The sequence below is a fragment of the Brevibacterium sp. JSBI002 genome (assembly GCF_026013965.1).
Lineage (GTDB): Bacteria > Actinomycetota > Actinomycetes > Actinomycetales > Brevibacteriaceae > Brevibacterium.
Window position 1 is genome coordinate 696460 of sequence record NZ_CP110341.1, and the last position, 19712, is coordinate 716171.

The window sequence follows — 19712 nt, forward strand, 5'->3', positions numbered from 1 at the left end:
AGGAGGCGGCGTTCACGACCTCCCGCGCGGGGCGCGGTCAGGGGTGGGCCGCCTCGGCGGAATAGTTCTCCAGATCTATCCGTTGTGCGGAAGTGTGGGCCACCTGAGGCCCGGACATTCGACGAATGGAGGAGAGCTTGACCACGCGGAAGCAGATTCCCGGCACCGACCTGTCCATCTTCCCGATCAATCTCGGCACGAACACCTTCGGGTGGACGGCCGATGAGGCGCAGTCCCATGCCGTCCTCGACGCCTTCGTGGCCGGCGGCGGCAATTTCCTCGATACCGCCGAGTCCTACCCTGCGTGGGTGCCCGGCAACACCGGCCGTGAATCCGAGACCATCATCGGCACCTGGTTGGCCTCGCGGGGCAACCGCGATGACGTCATCATCGCCACGAAGGTCGGCGACCATCCCGAGCACAAGACGCAGGATCCCGAATACATCCGCACCGCCATCGACGCCTCCCTGGAGCGTCTGCAGACCGATCACGTCGACCTCTACTACGCCCACCGCGACGATGAGGTGACCCCCATCGCCGAGGTGGCCCGCGTCTTCGATGAGATCGTCCGTTCCGGTAAGGCCAAGCACATCGCGGTGTCGAACTATTCGCCGGCGCGTCTGGCCGGGTGGTTCGCAGCGGCCGAGGACGAAGGGCTGGTCAAGCCGGTCGCGATCCAACCGCAGTACAGCCTCGTCTATCGGCGGGAGTTCGAGACCGATCTGCGCCCGGTCGCCGAGCGGCGGGATCTCGCGGTGTTCTCGTACTTCAGCCTTGCCGCCGGCTTCCTCACCGGCAAATACCGCACCGAAGCCGACCTCGAAGGGGCCGACCGAGGTGGCATGGTGCAGGGATATTTCAATGCCGAGGGGCTCAAGGTCGTCGACGATCTCGTCGCGATCGCTGATTCGCACAATGTCGCTCCGACGACTGTGGCGCTGTCCTGGCTGCTGGCGAAGGGCGTGACGGCACCGATCGCCTCGGCCCGCACCCCTGAGCAGCTCGAGGCGGTCATGGCCGCACCCGGGCTCGAGCTCAGCGCCGACGAAGTCGACCGTCTCGACCGGGCCTCCGCGCCGTTCGCGCAGGAGGACCCGTCCTGACCTTCCCTCCCAATTACTACCTGACGGCGGCTCAGCAACCTCGCGCGAGGTAGCTGAGCCGCCGTCAGGTAGCTCTAGGTGTCTCAGGCGACGATTTCATCCTTTGGGCTCGACCGCGTGGGCGATGGCGGCGCCGATGACCGTGCCGATGGCGATGGTGAAGAACGTGGTCGCAGCCGCCAGCATGCTGCCGGCAACCCCAGTGCCGTCTCCGAATTCGATCTGCGAAGCGTTGAGGAGCCCGAACGACCCGGGAGCGACGACGAGGAACGCGGGCACGAAGCTGATCCGCCAGATCGGGCCTTTCGGCAGACGCGAGAGCACGACGGCCACCACCGATGCGGTCAAAGCGCCGGCCAGGCCGCCGATGGCCGCACCGAATTCGGCACCGATGCCCAGTTGTGCCAGTGCGGCCGCAGCGATAGTGAGGACGATCGGCACCGTGTGCTCGAGCGGAGTGTGCAGATAGATGATGAGGCCCAGCGTCGCGGCGGCCACGCCCAGGGCGGACAGCCACCATGTCGAGGCGGTGAGCTGGGAGTTCGCAAGCGCCTCGGCGCCGGTGCCAGTGACGACGGAGGCACCGGCGACTCCGGCGATGAACATCGCCAACTGGACGGTGGCCGAGACGAGCCGGGAACTGCCTGCCGAGAGGGCGCCGGCGGAGATCTCGGTCAGTCCGGTGACCACAGCGCTGCCAGGCAGTAGCAGCGCCAGGGTGGCGACGCTCGTGCGCAGGGGACTGTCCAGCCAGTCAAGGCGGAAGCCGACGAGGATGAGCACCGCGACGATGAACGCCGAGGCGACCGGCAGCAGCGGTCCGAGGCTGGGGTGCCGGGCGTTGACGGCGAGCACACCTGCGACGATGAGCGAACCGAGAGCGGCGAAGGCGAGGTTGACCAGTCCCGGTTCGAGCAGCAGGCACAGCCCGACGCCGACGGGCACCGCGCCGAGGCAGGTCACCCATCCGGGCCAGCGCGGGGAGTGCCGTAGACCTCGGCCTCGATCATGCGGCGAGCGGCGTCGATGCCGAGCCGACGCGACCGCACGGCATCGACGATGTCGAGCAGCTTCGCCGTCTGGTCGAACCGCAGGTCAGGGCCGATGCGTTCGAACCGGGTGGGACTGCCGGGGCCGATGGTGAGGAACAGGCCCTTGGGAAGAGCTGCGACATTGATCGACTTCAGGCCGACGGCAGGTGCCAGTCCGGTCAGTGCGTCTTCGACATCGACCGAGGAGATCCCACCGGCGAGCAGCCCCGTCCCGATCGTCACCAGCAGCTCCTGCGCAGGGACGGTCTTTTCGCTTGCCTCGTGCACTCCCAATCCCTCTCGTCTGCAGATCGGCCGACGAAGTAGAAGATACCAGCCTCTTACTACCCGACGGCGGCCCAGCAACCTGGCGCCAGGTTGCTGGGCCCCCGTCAGGTAGTAATTGGGGAGGGGAAGAGTTCGCGGACGATGTCGAGGACCCGGGCCAGTGCTTCGGACGGGTTGTTTCGGCGCCAGCCGAGGGCGAGAGTGAACGAATCCCCGCCCTCGGCGAGGCGGACATAGCGCACTCCGTCGATGCGGATGTGATCCGAGGACTCGACGACGACGGCCATGCCGACCTGCGCGCCGACGAGCGCCAGAAGACTGTAGGGATCCGGTGCCTCCTGGACGACCTGCGGCAGGAAACCGGCGTCATCGGCCAGCCGCATCATCACCTCTCTGACCTGCGACCCGTGCGATGGGGCATAGGAGATGAACGGCTGACCGGCGAGTTCGCCCATGCTCACCGACTCGCGCTCGGCCAGCTCATGCCCCGAGGGCATGGCGATCATGACGCTCTCCTGTCGGATGACGTGGACCTCGACACCCGCCGGCACCGGCGGGCTGATGATCGCGAGATCCGTCTCTCCGTCGCGCAGGGCGATCGCGGCCTCCCCGCAGTACATCTGCGGCTGCAGGTCGAGGCTGATGCCAGGGTGTCGCTCACCGACCTCGCGGGCCAGTCTGGAGAGGATGGAGTAGCCGCTCGTGCCGCCGAACCCGATGCGCACCCGGCCCGCCAGACCCTGTTGAGCGGCCCGGGCGATGCGCCGGGCACCGTCCACCTGAGTCCCGATCGCCGCAGCGGGTTCGAGCAGCGCCTCACCCGCCGGCGTCAATCGGACCCGCCGGGTCGTCCGCTCGAACAGATCGACGTCGAGGTCTCGTTCGAGCGCGCGGATCATCTGGCTGAGCGCGGGCTGCGCGATGTGCAGACGTTCCGCGGCCCGCCCGAAATGCAGCTCCTCGGCGACGGCGAGGAACGCTGTGACCTGCCTGAACTCCATGTCGTATCCCCACTGCCCAGATTGATAAGAGTATACGCTTAATCACCTCGATATTACCTCTTGGACTCTGAGTAATTCCGATGGCACTGTTGAAGACGAACTCAATGCTCAAGGAGACGCCCATGACTGCCGAAACCACAGCCACCCCCGCCACCACCGCCGACCCTTCCGACCTGCTCAACCTCGCCGGACTCCTCACCGACGACGAGCTGGCGCTGCGCGAAAAGGTCCGCAGCTTCGTCGACGAGCGGATCCGCCCGAACATCGCCGAATGGTACGAAGGCGCGATCTTTCCGACCGAGATCGTGCGTGAGATGGGCGAGCTCGGCCTCCTCGGCATGCATCTGCAGGGGTACGGCTGCCCGGGGCGTTCCGCCGTCGAATACGGTCTCGCCGCCCTCGAACTCGAAGCCGGCGACTCCGGACTGCGCACCTTCGTCTCCGTCCAGGGATCGCTGGCGATGTCGGCCATCCACAAGTTCGGCTCCGAGGCGCAGAAGAACCGCTACCTTCCCGGAATGGCCGCCGGAGAGATCATCGGCTGCTTCGGACTGACCGAACCCACCGCCGGATCCGACCCCGCCTCGATGGCCACCACCGCCACCCAGGGCGCCGACGGATCCTGGACGCTCAACGGTGCCAAACGTTGGATCGGTCTGGCCTCGATCGCCGATATCGCCGTCATCTGGGCCGCCACCGACGACGGCATCCGCGGCTTCCTCGTGCCCACCGACACTCCCGGATTCACCGCCACCCCGATCACGCAGAAGCTGTCGATGCGGGCCTCTATCCAGTGCGATATCGACCTTGAGGACGTGAAATTGCCCGCCGAGGCGGTCCTGCCCGAGGTTACGGGACTGAAGGGGCCGTTCTCCTGCCTCAATGAGGCCCGGTACGGAATCATGTGGGGCGCCATGGGGGCCGCCCGCGACTCCTTCGAAGTCGCCCTCGAGTACGCACAGAACCGCCTCCAGTTCGACAAGCCGCTCACCGCCTACCAGATCACTCAGGAGAAGCTGGTGAACATGGCCCTCGAGATCCAGAAGGGCACCCTCTTGGCCATCCAGACAGGACGACTCAAGGACGCCGGGACCCTCGATCCCGTGCAGATCTCCGTCGGCAAGCTGAACAACTGCCGCGAAGCCATCGCCATCTGCCGGGAGGCCCGGACGATGCTCGGCGGCAATGGCATCACCCTCGAATACTCACCGCTGCGGCACGCGAACAACCTCGAATCCGTGCGCACCTACGAAGGCACCGACGAGGTCCACACCCTCATCCTCGGCCGCCACATCACCGGGGAGCAGGCATTCAGATGAGCTGAGTGGGTTGAGGCAGAGGCGGGCTACACGGTCCGGGGCAGGGCTTTGTTGGCGCATCGTTAGTTTGTACGTACACTGTGTACGTACAAACTAACGATGATGCTCTCACATCACTTCTTGCAAAGGGGATTCGTCATGGTTGCCGAATCGCAGATCAAAAGTCGCATTCCGCTTTTCGATGGGATGAATCGGATTCCGGGTGGAATCATGCTCATTCCGCTCATCCTCGGCTCTATCGTCGGGACCTTCTTCCCCGGATTCCTTGACCTTGGGAACTTCACCACAGCGCTATTCAAAGATTCGGCTCTGCCGCTCATCGGAATCCTCATCTTCGCAACCGGGATGCAGATCACGCTGAAGACCTCGGGCCCGGTTCTGGCCACAGCAGGAACGATTCTCCTGACGAAATCACTCGTCCCCGCAGCGCTGGTTGTCCTCCTGGGGCATTTCGTCGGAATCGATGGAATCCTGGGAGTTTCGATCCTCGCGCTGATCGTCACCATGGACAACAGCAACGGCGGTTTGTGGCTAGCCTTCGCCGGTCGCTATGGAGATGCCCGTGATCGGGGAGCGTATATGGCTTCAGCCATCAACGATGGTCCCTTCTTCTCAATGCTCTTTCTCGGCGCGGCAGGACTTGCCGACATTCCCTACACTCTGCTTTTGGCTGCAGTGATCCCGCTCGTTCTCGGTATCATCGTCGGCAATCTTGATGAGAAGTGGACCGAGATCATGCGTCCGATTCCGAATATGGTGATCCCGTTCTTCGCCTTTGCCCTCGGAACCGGAATCGATCTCGGAAACGTTGTCACTGGTGGTCTTTCGGGCCTTCTGGTCGGCGCTTTTGCCACTCTCTTCACCGGAACTCTGGCGTACTTCGGATACCGGTGGATCCTCCGTCGAGGCAATCAGTCCGGAATCGGAATTGCCTCGGCGACGACGGCAGGAAACGCCATCGCCACCCCTGCGATCATCGCTGGCGCTGATCCGACATTCGAACCCTACGTCGAAGTCGCAACAGCCCAGGTCGCCTCGGCAGTTCTCGTCTCCGCCGTTCTCGCTCCGCTCCTCGCTGCTTGGGTTCTCAAACGGGAGGGCGGACTCAAAGTTCAGGACGAGAATACCCAGTCAGCGCCGCTGCGCCCCGAGGGACTGTGACCACCCCGGCAGTCCTGGTCGTCGCCGACGACCTGACTGGAGCAACTGATGCGTCCGTGCAGTTCGCACGTGCCGGTTGGCAGGCGCGACTGCAACTCGACGAGTCCGTCAGCGAGAATCAGTCGAACGGGACGGTGAGTGCACGAGTCACCGACGCTCGTGCCATGAACGACGACGAAGCAAGTCAACTGACGCGGGACGCAGTGCTCACGGGTACCGCTGGTCAAGATCAGCGCCTCTTCCTCAAGATCGACTCAACCCTGAGAGGCTCCGTCGCCGCGCAGATCGACGGCGCCCTGGCTGGATGGAAGACTAGACAACCGGAAGCGGTGGCCCTTGTCTGCCCTGCCTACCCGGCGATGGGTCGGACCGTCATCGGAGGGAGGCTGCTCGTCGACGGTGTCCCGGTCGACGAGACAGCCATTGGAAACGACCCGGTCACGCCGGTGACAACCTCATTTGTAGCGGAAATCCTGCCTGACAGCGAAGCATTCAACGGCTTCATCGAGCACGAGCAGCTGAGGCGTGCCATCAAAAGAGCCCAGGACTCGGGCGCCGCGTCCCTGACTGTGGACGCTCGCACTGACAACGATCTCAGTGCCATTGCGGAGGTGGTCGCAGAGTTCGGCGGCACCGTCATTCCTGTCGGCTCTGCTGGGTTGGCTTCCGCTCTCTCAACTGTCTGGGGCTCAGAACTGGAATCCCGAGAATGGGTCGTGCAGAGCTGCCGTCGACTTGTTATCGTGGCTAGTTCTCTGCACACCGTGACCCGGGAGCAGATCGTCGCACTCACTGAGTCAATGGCTGGAACAGTCGAAGTCTGGAAGCCTGATCTGACGCAGATCCTGCACCGGGAATCACGTCGAGTATGGCTGGAAGAGGTGCGCGCAGATGACTCATCTGCGCCTGTCGTCGTCATCGATGCCCCAGCTGGACGGACAGTTCACACGGACCTAGTCGCGGAATTTATCGCGGAGACAACGGCCGAGCTCACCGGGTCGGATCCATCGACAGGACTCATGTTGTTGGGCGGTGAAGGAGCGCAAGCAGTGCTCAACCGGTTCGGCGCGCGCGGCCTTCTTATTCATTCGACGGTGCGGGAGGGCATCCCGATCGGCACCATCGACGGCGGGAATCGCCACGGGACAACTGTCGTCACGAAAGCCGGCGGCTTCGGTCACCTCCCTGATGTTGCACACATCGCTGCAGATCTGCTTGGCATCGAGCTAGAAGGAAAAGAATAATGTCACTACCTGTTTTGGCCATCACTTTGGGAGACGTTGCAGGGATCGGCCCCGAGATCACCGCGAAGTCACTTCTCGGACACGACGATCTGCGTGAGAAGTGTGTGCCGGTCGTCATCGGCGATTTGGCCTCGGTCCGGCGCGGAGTCGAAGCAGTTGGAGGGGAAGCCTCGGCAGTTCGAGAGATCAACTCGCCTGCTGAAGCTCGCAACATTCCAGGCACCGTGGAGGTCGTTCAGGTCGGTCAGGATCTGAGCGATGTCGTCGTCGGCGAGCTCAGCGCAGCTGCGGGGGACGGTTCTTATCGGTACGTCGTCGAAGCGTGTCGACTGGCCAAAGCCGGGGACGTTGACGGCATCGTCACTGCACCGCTGAACAAAGCCGCGATGCACGCTGGCGGTCACCAGTTCCCCGGCCACACCGAGCTGCTTGCCCATGAGTTCGGTGTCAAGGATTACTCTTTAGTCCTCTCCGCGGGAGACCTCTATTTCTTTCACCTGACCACACATGTATCAATGCGCCAGGCGATCGAGGACATCACCTACGATCGCACGCTCAGCGTCCTCAAACTCGCAGGCGCGTTTGCCAAATCGATGGGTACTCCGGACGAGCTGATCGGACTTGCCGGACTCAACCCGCACGCTGGGGAGAACCGCCTGTTCGGTAACGAGGATGCCGATGTGCTCGCGCCAGCCGTCGCCGCGGCGAAGGACTCCGGGCTCAACGTCGAGGGGCCGCTCCCTGGCGATGCTCTCATTCCCTCTGCGGTGCGCGGCAAGGTCAATCTCGTTGTCGTTTGCTACCACGACCAAGGTCACGCTCCGTTCAAGGCTGTCTACGGCGATGACGGAGTCAACATCACAGTCGGCCTGCCCGTAGTTCGCGTGTCCGTCGACCACGGCACTGCCTTCGATATCGCGGGTCGGGGAATCGCACGCGAGGCCAGCCTTGTACTGTCTATCGAACGCGCCGCTGCTCTGGCACCCGAATGGGGTGTCGTGTGGGATGCCGCGCAAGTGATGTGAGATATTCTGATCCGGCCGGGTGAGTCAGCCGAAGGTCTCCGTTCGGACAGAGGAGAATCATGTGGATCGATGATCAGTCTCCCACCAGACTCGACCCTGCGTCCGATGTCCCATTGCACAGGCAACTAGGCGATACGGTGCGAACTGCAATTGCAGGTGGTCAGCTGCCTCCTGGGACTCGATTGCCTACTGAAGCTCAGTTCCAGGAGCGATTTGGAATCTCCCGGTCGGTAGTCAGGCAGGCGCTGTCGGGGCTCACCAGTGATGGTCTGATCCAACGAGGCCGAGGACACGGAAGCGTTGTTGCGCCGAAGCATGAGCATCACCGGGCGGTTCAGAAGATGTCTGGACTGTCTGCTCAGATCGCTACCTCCGACGACGTAGTTACTACCGAAGTTCTTCGCCTCGAGAGCGATGCTGATCCTCGGGCAGAGGCGGCTCTAGGGACTTCGGATCTCGTATCAATATTGCGTCTGCGCAGTGTCGGAACCGAGCCGATTGCACTTATCCACACGTGGTTGGCAAGGTCGACTGTGCCGGGACTGCAGGCCAGCGACCTTGTGAATGTCTCTCTGCACGCGACTCTCGCAGCGCGTTATGGGGTCCCCGTTTCCGCTGGGCGCAGGCAAGTGCGAGCAGTCGCAGCTTCGGGATCTGTGGCTGCCGAAATGTCCGTGCCAATCGGCGCTCCATTGCTGGTGCTAGAAGGCACCAGTCTCGATTCTGCAGGGTCAGCCGTAGAATACTTCTGCACATGGCACAGAGGCGATCAGGTCGTTTTCGATGTCGATGCAGGGGCCAGCGCCCAGGACGGTTCGCGCTCGTTCAAATCAGGAAGCGTGAATCCACACAGTTCGCCAGACGAAGCCTTGGGACTGAGCGCCAGCGCACTCCGACTCGCTGAGTCTTTGACAGAATTTGCTACGCGTATCTCAGATGAGTCTCAAAGGTGAATCGCTGGATACTTATTGATGAGTTAACTATTCGGGGGACTCGGCCGCCGCATCACCGGGAAACAAGTCTTCCGCAGAGCTGATCCGAGCCACGATCGGCCGGTACCCCAGGTCAGCTGCTGACCTGCACCCCGCCGACCCACACCTCGGCGGGGGTGCGCAGATCCTCCAGATCAGCCAGCGGATCGGTCCCGAGGACCAGCAGATCCGCACGACCGCCTTCGACGATCCGCCCCCGGTCACTCAACCCGAGCGCATCGGCTGCGCCCGAGGTGGCCGACCGGATCGCCTCGGCGGCAGTCATCCCTGCGTCGATCAGGTAGCCGAGCTCACCGTGCAGCGACGCCCCGTGGGGCACGGGCGCGAACGGCGTCTCGTTCGCATCGGTGCCCGCAATGATCCGCACTCCCACAGCGTGCAGGGCGCGCACATTCGACAGGGCGAGAGCGAACGCGGAATCGGCATGCTCGCCGAGGCGGGCGTCGGCAATCGCACGCATCATCACCAAGGTGGGGGAGACGATGGTGCCCGTCTCTACGATCCGAGAGATCGTCGCCTCGCTCAGCCGTGCCCCGAAAGGGACATGGGTGAGCACATCGACACCAGCCTCGAGGCCGCGATCGAACGCCCCCGGAGTGACCGCATGGGCGACGGTGAGCAGGCCCCGGTCATGGACTCCGTCGACGAGCGTCCGCAGCGTCGGGATATCGAGTGCGGGCACCTCGGTGGCGTCCGGATCCTCGATGATGATCTTGATGAGATCGGCTCCGCCGGCCTCCCGCCAGTCAAGGAACCGCTCGGCATCGTCGGGCCCCGTGACACCGGATCCGACGGGGAATCCCATCACCTCGATCTGTGAGCTCTCCGGCGCCGAGGCGGCCGATCCGGCGCTGACGATCCCCGGGATTCCGCGGTCGGACCGGAAATCGTCGACAAGCGAGTCCGGATGCGTCCCGAGATCGACGAGCGTCGTCAGCCCCGAGCAAAGAGCGCCGGCGAGCGGCTCCCGCGATTTCAGGTGCACATGGGTGTCGATGAGTCCCGGCAGAACGAATCCGTTCGACTCCGCAGACGGGTCCTCGGCAGGGCGGGTTGTCGTGATCGTGTCGGCGAAGTCGATGTCGACGGCATCGCCGATGGCAGCGGAGTCGACATCGATGATGTGCACATTGCGCAGAGTCATCATGGACCCACCCTAGTCACCGCAGTAAACTGCAATCCTCACAGTTCCGGGAACGTGACCCCGGTCAGCTCTTCGGACACCGCCCACAGTCGGCGGGCCACCTCGGTGTCGGTGGACTTCGCCGAACGGGATGCGTACCCCGGCTTTCCGCGGATCTCGAACGGACCGGTCGGCCCGATGTAGCTGCCGCCGGGCAGATCGGCGACAGCGGCACAGAGGATCGGCCGTGCCCCGTTCTGCTCGCTCTGAGCGACCACTCGGGTGAACGCACGGCTGACTCGCGCGTCCAATGAGTTGTCGTCGCTGGAGCCGAAGAGATTCGTCGCCGCCATCCCCGGATGGGCGGCCGTCGCAATCACCGAGGATGACCGTTCGGACAGCCGGCGCTGGAGTTCATTGGTGAAGAGCAGGTTCGCCAGCTTCGATTGACCATAGGCGGCCATCGGCCGATACGATCGGCCGGTCCACTGGAGGTCGTCGAAATCGATCGTGCCGAACCGGTGGGCGATGGAGGCGACGGTGACGATGCGCTCACGCACCTGCGGAAGCAGCAGATTCGTCAGAGCGAAGTGACCGAGATGGTTCGTCCCGAACTGCGATTCGAACCCGTCGACGGTCCGGTAGAGGGGCGGGATCATGATCCCCGCATTGTTGATGAGGAGATCGATCGGATCGGTGAAGTCCGCAGCGAAGTCGCGGATCGATGACAGGTCGGCGAGGTCGAGGTCACGCACCTCGGTGCTGCCGGGCATCGTCTCCGCGGCGGCTTCACCTTTCGCGCGGTTGCGGACTGCCAGGATGACATGAGCGCCTCTGCCCGCCAGAACCCGGGCAGCCACCCGGCCGAGTCCGCTGTTCGCGCCGGTGATGAGGACCGTGCGCCCTGTGAGATCGGGAATGCCGAAGTCGATCGGAGAAGTCATGAAGCCATCCTAGATTTCCGCCCTGGCAGTCAGCTGTCCAACGGAGCCGCCACCCCACCGCCGAATTTGTTAGGGTAGCCTTCGTGCCGAAGACCCCTGAAACCGGTGCGCAGATTCTGCGCCGAGCCGCCCGTCGGCGCATCCGTCCCCTGCTCGGCGGAGCAGGGGCCCTGTCGGTCTGGCAGGTCTGCGAAGCTCTCGTGCCGGTGGCGATCGGCTTCATCGTCGACCGGGCGATCATCCCGCTGTCGATCCCGGCTCTCGTCATCTCCATCATCGGCCTCGGCCTCCTCTTCACCGTACTCAGCCTCGGCTACCGTTTCGGTGCACGTCTGTGCAACTCCGCCCGCGAGCACGAAGCCCACGCCCTGCGCGTCGAGATCACACACGCGGCGCTGACCGCCCCGAGCCTTCCAACCGACCGCACCTCGGGCGAGGTTCTGTCCATCGCGTCCGCCGATGCCGACACCGCGGCCGCGTCGTTCCAGCAGGCTGGACGCGGCATCGCCTCGGTGCTGGGCATGATCACCGCCGCGGTCTTCCTCCTCATTGCCGACCCCGTGACCGGACTCGTCGTCCTCATCGCCGTGCCCATCGGACTGATCGTCGTCGCCCTGCCCGGCCGGTCCGTCTCCGCGCGTGCGACCGCGCAGCTCGAAGCCGTTGCCTCCGCCGGACGCTCGGCGTCTGACCTCATGCACGGACTGCGCGTGATCAAGGCGATGGGAGGCGAGCCGTGGGCGGTGCGGCGTTACCGCGCGACCTCCGATGCGGCCGCCGACGCCGGCATCGCCACAGGTGAGAGGACTGGACGCCTGGCCGGTCTCGGTGCGCTCGTCATGTCCGCGGTGCTGGCGATCGTCCTTATCGTCGCGGGCCTGCGCCTCATCGACGGCCAGATGAGCGTCGGCGCCCTCATCGGCATCCTCGGCATGACCGCGTTCCTCACCGAGCCCATGCGCGCACTCGCCGACATCGTCGGCCTCTTCGCCCAATCCCATGGCGCCGCCGAACGGATCGCTCGCTTGCTCACCAGCCTCGATGCTGCGGCCAGCACCGATACGACAGACGCTCTCGCCGAGGCGGCCCCCACCACCCGTGATGCCGCCGATATCCGCCCGAGAGTGACCACCACCGAATCCGGAATCACCATCACCGGATGGCCGTCGACCGCCGAGTCCCGGGCACTCACCACCGCCGGGGGAGCGCTGACCTGCATCGTCTCCGACGACGCCGAGGACGCTGCCGTGCTGCTGGCTGAGCTGACCTCCCACGCCAGGAACCTCGGCCCCGCCCGGATGCTCGTCGCACCCCACGACGTCGACCTGTTCGAAGGCACCATCGGATCGAACATCACGATGGTCGTCGCCGACGACAGCGCAGACACCGACGACCGCACAGACGTAGTCGAACACCCGCCGATCTCGGCGGAGGTGCTCACCGCCTCGGGAGTCGACGAGCTGCTCGACCTCGTCGACGGAGGCCTCGGCTACCGGATCCAGGAACTCGGCGGGAACCTCTCCGGCGGTCAGCGGCAGCGCGTCGCCCTGGCTCGAGCCCTGAACGCCGACCCGCAGATCCTCGTCCTCGCCGAACCCACCACCGCCGTCGACGCGGTCACCGAAGCGAGGATTGCTCACGGGCTCAGCCGACTGCGCCGCCGGAGCCGAGAACAGGCCACGATCATCCTCACCTCATCCCCGGCCTTCCTCGCAGCCGCCGACACCGTCATCTATCGCCCCACGTCAGGCCCGCTGCTCCTCGGCCGCCATGCCGATCTCCTCGAGACAGACACCGACAGCGCCGAGGCCTACAGAGATGCGCTGACCCGATGACGGCACCGACGCACCCCACCCTGACGATCGCCTCGCGGCGTCGCTCCTTCGCCCACCTAGCCCCGCTGTTGTGCCGTCGAGCCGGCTGGATCGTCATCCTCGTCGTCGCGGGACTGGCCAATGCCGGGGCCGGGCTCGTTGGGCCATGGGCGATCGGCCGTCTCGTCGACGAACTCCCCGCCGGAGCCGGCCCCGAACTCGTGTGGGCCTGCGCCATCGCCGTCGCGATCGCCGGCATCGTCATGGCTGCCGGTACATGGATCGGCGCCTGGGCGCTCGCCCGCATCGCGATGCCCGTCGTCGCCGAACTGCGCACCGAAGTCGTCAACTCAGCCCTGACACTCGAGTCCCAGCGGATCGAACGCACCGGCACCGGCGACCTCATCTCCCGCGTCGCCGACGACTCCCGCAAGATCGGCGAGGCCGCCGGCCAAGTGCTGCCGCTCGTCGTCGAATCCCTCCTCGTTGTCGTGGTCTCTGCCTTCGGTCTGGCCGCCATCGATTGGCGTCTCGGCCTCACCGGGCTCGTCGCCGTGCCGATGTACTGGCTCACTCTGCGCTGGTATCTGCCCAGATCAGAACCCATCTACAAAGAAGAACGCGCCGCCTTCGGACGGCGTGCCGGGCGCCTGCTCGGCGGGCTCACAGGCAGCGCTACCCTGCGTGCCTATCGTGCCGAGGCAGGGGAGATGCGACGCATCGACTCCGCCTCCGCGCATGCCCGCGACCTGTCGATCGACGTCTTCCGGTTCGTCACCCGCGCCTTCGGCCGCAACAACCGCGCCGAGGCGGTCGTGCTCTCTCTGCTGCTGGCCGCCGGCTTCGTCCTCGTCTGGTTCGGGGAGTCCACCGCCGGCGCCGTGACCACGGCGGCTCTGGTCTTCCACCGCCTCTTCAACCCCATTGGCGCCCTCGTCGGACTCTTCGACCAGGTCCAATCGGCCGGCGCTTCCCTGACCCGGATGGTCGGAGTCATCGACGAAGCCAGAACCGTGCCGAAGCGCTCGGCCCAGGCCGCACCCGCTGCCCCGTGGCTCGTGCTCGAGGACCTGTGGTTCTCCTACGACACCGACCCGGATACGGACAATCACGTGCTGCGCGGGGTGAACCTGAGCATCGCGCCGGGTGAGCACATCGCGGTCGTCGGCACCACCGGTGCCGGGAAGACGACGCTGGCGAAGATCGCCGCGGGACTGTCCGCACCCGGTCACGGACGGGCACAGCTGACGGATGGCGGGGCCGCCTCGGCGAACGGGGTGGAGGTGGGATCGATGGACGAATCCGCGCTGCGCCGGCATATTGCCATGGTCGCGCAGGAGGTGCACACCTTCTCCGGCAGCCTGCGCGACAACATCACCCTGCCGCGTCCGGACGCGAGCGACGACGATGTGCGGCAGGCTTTGGACGTGGTCGGCGCCGGGTGGGTGACATCCCTGCCGAACGGCCTCGACACGCAGATCGGGGAGGGCGGGGTCCGCCTGTCCGCGGTTCAGGAGCAGACGATCGCGCTCGCCCGCCTCGTCGTCGCCGACCCGGACTTCGCGATCCTCGACGAAGCCACCGCCGAGGCGGGATCGGCCGGAGCCCATGTCCTCGAGTCCTCCGCCGAGGCGGCCCTTTCCGGCCGTGGTGCGCTCATCGTCGCCCACCGGCTCAGCCAAGCGGAGAAAGCCGACCGGATCCTCGTCATGGAGCACGGGCAGGTCGTCGAGGAAGGCACCCACGCCGAACTCGTCGGTGCGGGCGGCCGCTACGCCGAGCTGTGGGAGGCGTGGTCGGGCTGAGGTCGTTGCCCAGCCCGCGTCATCAGCTCAGGCCGAGCACCGTCGTGGCGATCGTGAAATAGAGGATGAGGCCCGTGGCATCGCAGAACGTGGAGATGAACGGGTTGGAGAACACCGCCGGATCCGCTCCGACCTTCTTCGCGATGATCGGCATCAGCCCTCCCACCGTCGCGGCCATGATGCACACCGACAGCAGCGTCAGCCCGATGACCAGGCCGATCGCCCAACCGTAGACGAGTCCGGCGACGACGAAACCCAATGTGCCGAGCACGGAACCGAGTACCGCGCCCACGCGCAGTTCTCTCCAGATGACTCGGCCGAGGTCGCGGACGCGCACCTCACCGACGGCCAAGGCTCGGGTGACGGTGGTGGCCGCCTGGTTGCCTGTGTTGCCACCGGTGCCGGTGAGCAGCGGAATGAAAAGCGCGAGGACGACGACCTGATCGAGTCGGTCCTCATAGACTTCGAGGACCTGGACGGTGAGGATCGCCGATACGGCGAGGACGAGCAGCCATACGATGCGGCTCTTGACCAGACGCATGATCGTCGAGGACAGGTAGGAGCGATCCAGCGGTTCCGTACCGGACCCGCGGGCGAGATCCTCCGCGTCCTCCTCGTCGACGATATCGAGGACGTCGTCCATGGTGAGGATGCCGACGAGCCGTTCCTCCTGATCGGTCACCGGCATCGCGATGAGCCGGTGGGAGAGGAACTCACGCGAGGCTTCCTCACGGTCCGTCAGCGCATGAGTGCTCAGCGAATCACGAACGATGTCCTCGATGATCGTGTCCTCATCGGCGGCCAGCAGGTTGCGCAGCGACACCACTCCCCGCAGCACCCTGCCGGGACCGACGACAGGCAGCAGGTAGACGGTCTCGGGTCCGTCGATGCGGGCGCGCACGACCTCCATCGCCTGGGCCGCCGTCCAATCCTCGTGGATGCCGAGCACCTCCGGAGACATGTACCGACCGATCGCTGACTTCGGGTATCCGAGCACCGCGGACGTCATCTCCCGCTCGTCCGGGGTCAGCCCCTTCATCAGGCGGCTGGCCACGCTCGCGGGCAGTTCGCCGAACAGTTCGGCGCGATCATCGGGGTCGAGGCCCTCGACGATATCGGCAACCTCGGGTTCGCGGAGATTGCCGATGAGTTCGGCCTGGTAGGCCGGAGGCAGGTCCTCGAAGACATCGAGAGCCTCCTCCTTCGTCAGCACGCGGAAGAGCATCGCCGACTGCAGCGGGGTCGAGGTATGGACGAGGCGAGCGATCTCGGCGCGCGGGACCTGCCGGGCGAGACCGGCGATCTCGTCGAGAGTACCGGGATCGATCCTGCCGGTGAGTGCGGATTCGAGTCGGTCGGCCGCCTCGGTGCCCTCTGTCGTATCGGCCACGCATGCCCCCTCACCTCGGACGGAAACTTCCGCCCTCAAGCCTAGGCCATGCACGAGGCGGGAGCGGGCCACGCCGTGAAGCGCGCAGCCCTACGATGGAGCCATGAAATCCTTCAGCGAACTGCACGTCCCCGGCGACCCGTTCATCCTGCCGTGCGCCTGGGATGTGGCCAGCGCCCAATTATTCGCCGAGGCGGGGCACCCAGCCGTGGGAACCACGAGTCTGGGCGTCGCCGCGGCCATCGGCGCCGCCGATGAGGATCGGGAAACCCTGATCGCAACCGCGGATCTTGCCGTCGAACTGCGACGGGCGCTGCCGGGCCTGCCGCTGACCTGCGACTTCGAAGACGGCTACGGAGACGGCCCCGAGTTCGTCGTCGAGATCGTGCGCGAGAACTTCGCAATCGCCGACGGTCCGGGCGGCCTCCTCGTCGATGGCATCAATATCCAGGACTCACGCCACGGACAGATGCACGAACCCGCAGTACTCGCAGCGAAGGTGACGGCGATCAAGGAGGCGTTCCCCGCATTGTTCGTCAACGCACGGATCGACACATTCTGGCTCGGCCAGGACAGCCTCGGCGAGGTTCTCGAACGCATCGATGCCTACGTCGATGCCGGAGCCGATGGGATCTTCGTGCCCGGCAGCCTCGATCTGGCAACGATCGAGACGATCACCAGCCGTCGGCGGGTTCCCGTCAATGTCCTGGCCAGCCCGCGGTATTCGAAGTCGGACCTCGCCGAGGCGGGGGTGGCCAGGATCAGCACCGGATCGCTGCTCTATCGCGCGGCGATGTCGGGGGCGCTGAGTTCTCTGCAGGTGCTCGCCGACGACCGCCCCGCACAGGCGGAGAACGTGCTCTCGTACCGGGCCTTCACCGAACTGGACCGAGTCAGCGTCCGGTCGCGTCCTGGCGGACGGTGAGCACGGGAACGGGGGAGCGCAGGATGAGCCGCTGCGCGACCGACCCGAGGATCATCTTGCCCACGCGCGAGCGGGCGCGGACACCGAGGACGAGACGATCGACCTCCGAGTGATCGCCCAGTTCGTCGATGACGGCGGTGACCGGGTCGCGATCACCGCGGCCGGACCGATTGATGACGGTGACCTCGAGTCCGGAGGGGATCTCATCCTCGGTGAAGTCATGGAGGGTGAGGTTGATGAGCAGCAGCCCGGTGCCGAGGTTCTGCGCCTCGGCGACGGCCGATTCGAGGGCTAGCCGGCCCTCGGGGCTGTCGGTGACGGCGACGGCGACTGACATGGGGGCTCCTTATCTGCGTCCGTACTCGGCTTTGAACTCGCGTTCGAACTCTGCGAGGTCCTTGTCCTTCGTCTCCGGCAGCATCAGCGCCAGGAAGACGAAGGCGATCACGGCGAGGCCGGCGAACATGCCGAAGGTCGCGGTCATGCCCAGGGCCTCGATGAGCGGCGGGAAGAACTGCGCGACGATGGCGTTCATGATCCACAGCACGAACACGCAGATGCCCATGGCGAAGCTGCGGATCTTCATCGGGAAGATCTCCGAAAGCATCAGCCAGGTCAGCGGGCCGACGGTTCCCTGCATGGAGAAGACGAAGAGGACGAGGAAGGCGAGCACCGTCCACGCCTGTGCCGGTCCGGGCGGCACGATGACCGCGGTCAGGGCGATGAGTGTATGGAAGACCGCGATGAGGGCGTAGCCGGTGAGGAACATGACCCGGCGCGGCAGCTTGTTGAGCAGATACATGCCCAAGGAAATGCCGGCCAGGGAGAACACGCCGTTGGCGATGTTGCCGATGATGGCGACACCGGAATCCAGGCCCGCGCTCGTGAGCAGCTGAGTTCCGTAGTACATGACCGAGTTGATCCCGGTGAGCTGCTGGAAGAAGCCGAGTCCGGCACCGATGATGACCAGACGCAGCACCCAGCGAGTGCCGAGGTCGGAGAGTCCGCCGGTGGCTTCCTTCGCATCCTCGGCGGCGAGGTGGGTGACCTCGTCGATCTCTGCTTCGGCACGTTCGGGGGAGCGGACCTGCTTGAGCACGGCCAGAGCTTCCTCAGTGCGCCCCTGCGAGATCAGCCAGCGCGGGCTCTCGGGCTGGAAGATCATGCCCACGAGGAGGGCGATCGCCGGCACGAGGGCAACAAGCAGCATCCACCGCCAGATCGAGTCGACGTGTCCGAAGAAGTTGAAGATCACGGCGTTGATGACGAACGCTGCAAGCTGACCGCCGACGATCATGAGCTCATTGCGGGTGACATAGCTGCCGCGCTTCTCCGACGGAGCGATCTCGCCGAGGTAGACGGGCACCGTCGCCGAGGCGCCCCCGACAGCGATCCCGAGGACGAAGCGGGCGCCGATGAGGAACTCCGGACCCGGGGCGAGGACACACCCGAGCGTGCCGATGACGAAGACGCAGGCGAGCAGCAGGATCGTCTTGCGCCGGCCCCAGGCATCGGCGACTCGACCGCCGAAGACCGCACCGAAGGCGGCGCCGACCATGAGAGAGGCGACGACGAGGCCTTCGCTCAGGGCGGTCAGGCCGAAGTCCTCGCTCAGAGGTTCGAGGGCTCCGTTGACGACTCCGGTGTCATAGCCGAAGAGCAGACCGCCGAAGGTGGCGACCGTGGCGATGATGCCGAGGCGGTGGACGGGGCGTCCTGTGCCGACGTGGGGGAGTTCGAAGTTCGTGCTGGCGGTGGACGTCGATCGGCGACGCGGGGATCCGGGTGGCATGGGCGACTCCTTTCCCCTTCAGTCCTAACACATGGGAGCCTGCCGCAAGCGGAGGGGTTGGAGCTCAGTCCTCCTGATATGAGTCGTCGATGACTTCGGGCATGCCGTCGATGACCGAGACCTCTTCGGTTCCGTCGTCGGCCAGGGCATCGACATTGAGGTCGTCGCCATCCAGCTCGGCGACTTCGAATTCGTCATCGTCGTCGGAGACCATCTCGTCGCCGACACGATTGCCCTGTTCCGCGGCAGGTGACTGATCAGTGTTGAACTCGTCGGAGAGACCGGGAGCCTCGTTCTCGTCGTCCCCGCCGGCGTCGTCGACGAGAGCATCGTCGGCACCTTCGATCCCGGTGCCCTCCGGACCTTCGGCACCGGGTTCGACGGTAGCCTCGGCGGGCTCGTCGCCGATGCCGGACTCGAGGTCGACCTGTTCGGCCTCGGCCTCGGCGGCGCTGAGTTCGGGATCATCCAACTCTTCGGCCGTCGGATCGTCGAGTTCGGGATCGTCGAGGATGGGGTCGTCTTCCAGCCGGTCGGCCGAGTCCGAATCGAAATCGCTCATGGTCTCTCCTTTGCTCGTGGTCAGTCTCGGGCCCTCATTCTTGCACGTCGTCGGCCTGCAGGCTACGGGTGCGCACCCACTTCCGATCGAAGTGCTCCTTCCACCGTGCCCAGTCCTAATCGGTCAGAAACTTCTCCCCCGGCACCTCGGCCCGCCGAGATGAGGCCGAGCTAGTCGGCAGTCGTCAGTGCGA

General features: G+C 65.3%; 18 protein-coding genes. 9 read left to right on the top strand and 9 right to left on the bottom strand.

Annotated elements, in window-relative coordinates:
• The first annotated feature begins 137 nt into the window (after window positions 1–137).
• Window positions 138–1103, top strand: coding sequence for an aldo/keto reductase (locus tag LJ362_RS02985; RefSeq protein WP_264800688.1), 966 nt, complete (start codon window positions 138–140; stop codon window positions 1101–1103).
• Between the two features lie 96 nt (window positions 1104–1199).
• Here LJ362_RS02985 and LJ362_RS02990 read toward each other — a convergent pair whose 3' ends face one another.
• From LJ362_RS02990 to LJ362_RS03000, 3 genes are all read right to left on the bottom strand, one after another.
• A complete protein-coding gene (locus LJ362_RS02990) occupies window positions 1200–2066 on the bottom strand; it encodes a threonine/serine exporter family protein (protein WP_264800689.1) in 867 nt (288 codons plus the stop codon).
• Window positions 2063–2422, bottom strand: a complete 360-nt coding sequence (locus LJ362_RS02995) for a threonine/serine exporter family protein (protein WP_264800690.1) — start codon at window positions 2420–2422, stop codon at window positions 2063–2065. Before LJ362_RS02995 ends, LJ362_RS02990 begins: the two co-directional genes overlap by 4 nt.
• 104 nt (window positions 2423–2526) lie before the next feature.
• The gene (locus LJ362_RS03000; protein WP_264800691.1) at window positions 2527–3423 is read right to left on the bottom strand and encodes a LysR family transcriptional regulator; all 897 of its coding nucleotides are present in this window, start codon (window positions 3421–3423) and stop codon (window positions 2527–2529) included.
• 122 nt (window positions 3424–3545) lie between these two features.
• Between LJ362_RS03000 and LJ362_RS03005 the strand changes: the two genes are divergently transcribed.
• The 5 genes from LJ362_RS03005 to LJ362_RS17060 all read left to right on the top strand — a co-directional run bounded on the left by LJ362_RS03005 (window position 3546) and on the right by LJ362_RS17060 (window position 9125).
• Window positions 3546–4742: an acyl-CoA dehydrogenase family protein gene (locus LJ362_RS03005; RefSeq protein WP_264800692.1), complete on the top strand. Its 1197-nt coding sequence runs from the start codon at window positions 3546–3548 to the stop codon at window positions 4740–4742.
• Window positions 4743–4928: 186 nt separating this feature from the next.
• The gene (locus LJ362_RS03010) at window positions 4929–5903 is read left to right on the top strand and encodes a 2-keto-3-deoxygluconate permease (protein ID WP_264801762.1); all 975 of its coding nucleotides are present in this window, start codon (window positions 4929–4931) and stop codon (window positions 5901–5903) included.
• Window positions 5900–7147 carry a four-carbon acid sugar kinase family protein gene (locus LJ362_RS03015; RefSeq protein WP_264800693.1) on the top strand — a complete coding sequence of 416 codons (1248 nt, stop codon included), beginning with the start codon at window positions 5900–5902 and terminating at the stop codon, window positions 7145–7147. The genes LJ362_RS03010 and LJ362_RS03015 overlap by 4 nt, the downstream gene beginning before the upstream one ends.
• Window positions 7147–8172 carry a 4-hydroxythreonine-4-phosphate dehydrogenase PdxA gene (gene pdxA / locus LJ362_RS03020; RefSeq protein WP_264800694.1) on the top strand — a complete coding sequence of 342 codons (1026 nt, stop codon included), beginning with the start codon at window positions 7147–7149 and terminating at the stop codon, window positions 8170–8172. Before LJ362_RS03015 ends, pdxA begins: the two co-directional genes overlap by 1 nt.
• A 59-nt stretch (window positions 8173–8231) precedes the next feature.
• Complete coding sequence (locus LJ362_RS17060) at window positions 8232–9125, top strand: GntR family transcriptional regulator (RefSeq protein WP_413774223.1); 894 nt, start codon at window positions 8232–8234, stop codon at window positions 9123–9125.
• 112 nt (window positions 9126–9237) lie between these two features.
• Here the strand turns inward: LJ362_RS17060 and LJ362_RS03025 are convergent, their stop codons facing one another.
• Both LJ362_RS03025 and LJ362_RS03030 read right to left on the bottom strand, forming a co-directional pair.
• Window positions 9238–10311, bottom strand: coding sequence for an amidohydrolase family protein (locus LJ362_RS03025; protein ID WP_264800695.1), 1074 nt, complete (start codon window positions 10309–10311; stop codon window positions 9238–9240).
• 35 nt (window positions 10312–10346) lie between these two features.
• A complete protein-coding gene (locus LJ362_RS03030) occupies window positions 10347–11231 on the bottom strand; it encodes an oxidoreductase (protein WP_264800696.1) in 885 nt (294 codons plus the stop codon).
• An 83-nt stretch (window positions 11232–11314) separates the two neighbouring features.
• Between LJ362_RS03030 and LJ362_RS03035 the strand changes: the two genes are divergently transcribed.
• Window positions 11315–13066: an ABC transporter transmembrane domain-containing protein gene (locus LJ362_RS03035; protein WP_264800697.1), complete on the top strand. Its 1752-nt coding sequence runs from the start codon at window positions 11315–11317 to the stop codon at window positions 13064–13066.
• On the top strand, window positions 13063–14850 hold the full coding sequence (locus tag LJ362_RS03040; RefSeq protein ID WP_264800698.1) for an ABC transporter ATP-binding protein: 1788 nt from the start codon (window positions 13063–13065) through the stop codon (window positions 14848–14850). The genes LJ362_RS03035 and LJ362_RS03040 overlap by 4 nt, the downstream gene beginning before the upstream one ends.
• A 22-nt stretch (window positions 14851–14872) precedes the next feature.
• Here the strand turns inward: LJ362_RS03040 and mgtE are convergent, their stop codons facing one another.
• Window positions 14873–16240 carry a magnesium transporter gene (gene mgtE, locus LJ362_RS03045; RefSeq protein ID WP_264800699.1) on the bottom strand — a complete coding sequence of 456 codons (1368 nt, stop codon included), beginning with the start codon at window positions 16238–16240 and terminating at the stop codon, window positions 14873–14875.
• A 103-nt stretch (window positions 16241–16343) separates the two neighbouring features.
• On the opposite strand from mgtE, the gene LJ362_RS03050 reads away from it, so the two are divergent.
• Entirely contained in the window at window positions 16344–17165 is an 822-nt protein-coding gene (locus LJ362_RS03050; RefSeq protein ID WP_264800700.1) for an isocitrate lyase/PEP mutase family protein, read from the top strand.
• Here LJ362_RS03050 and LJ362_RS03055 read toward each other — a convergent pair.
• The 3 genes from LJ362_RS03055 to LJ362_RS03065 form a co-directional block, all read right to left on the bottom strand.
• Window positions 17134–17502 (bottom strand): universal stress protein, encoded by a 369-nt coding sequence (locus tag LJ362_RS03055; protein ID WP_264800701.1) that lies wholly within the window; start codon window positions 17500–17502, stop codon window positions 17134–17136. The two genes, LJ362_RS03050 and LJ362_RS03055, sit on opposite strands and share 32 nt — an antisense overlap.
• Before the next feature lie 9 nt (window positions 17503–17511).
• Window positions 17512–18957 (bottom strand): sugar porter family MFS transporter, encoded by a 1446-nt coding sequence (locus LJ362_RS03060; RefSeq protein WP_264800702.1) that lies wholly within the window; start codon window positions 18955–18957, stop codon window positions 17512–17514.
• A gap of 64 nt (window positions 18958–19021) precedes the next feature.
• The gene (locus LJ362_RS03065; RefSeq protein ID WP_264800704.1) at window positions 19022–19519 is read right to left on the bottom strand and encodes a hypothetical protein; all 498 of its coding nucleotides are present in this window, start codon (window positions 19517–19519) and stop codon (window positions 19022–19024) included.
• Between the last annotated feature and the right edge of the window lie 193 nt (window positions 19520–19712).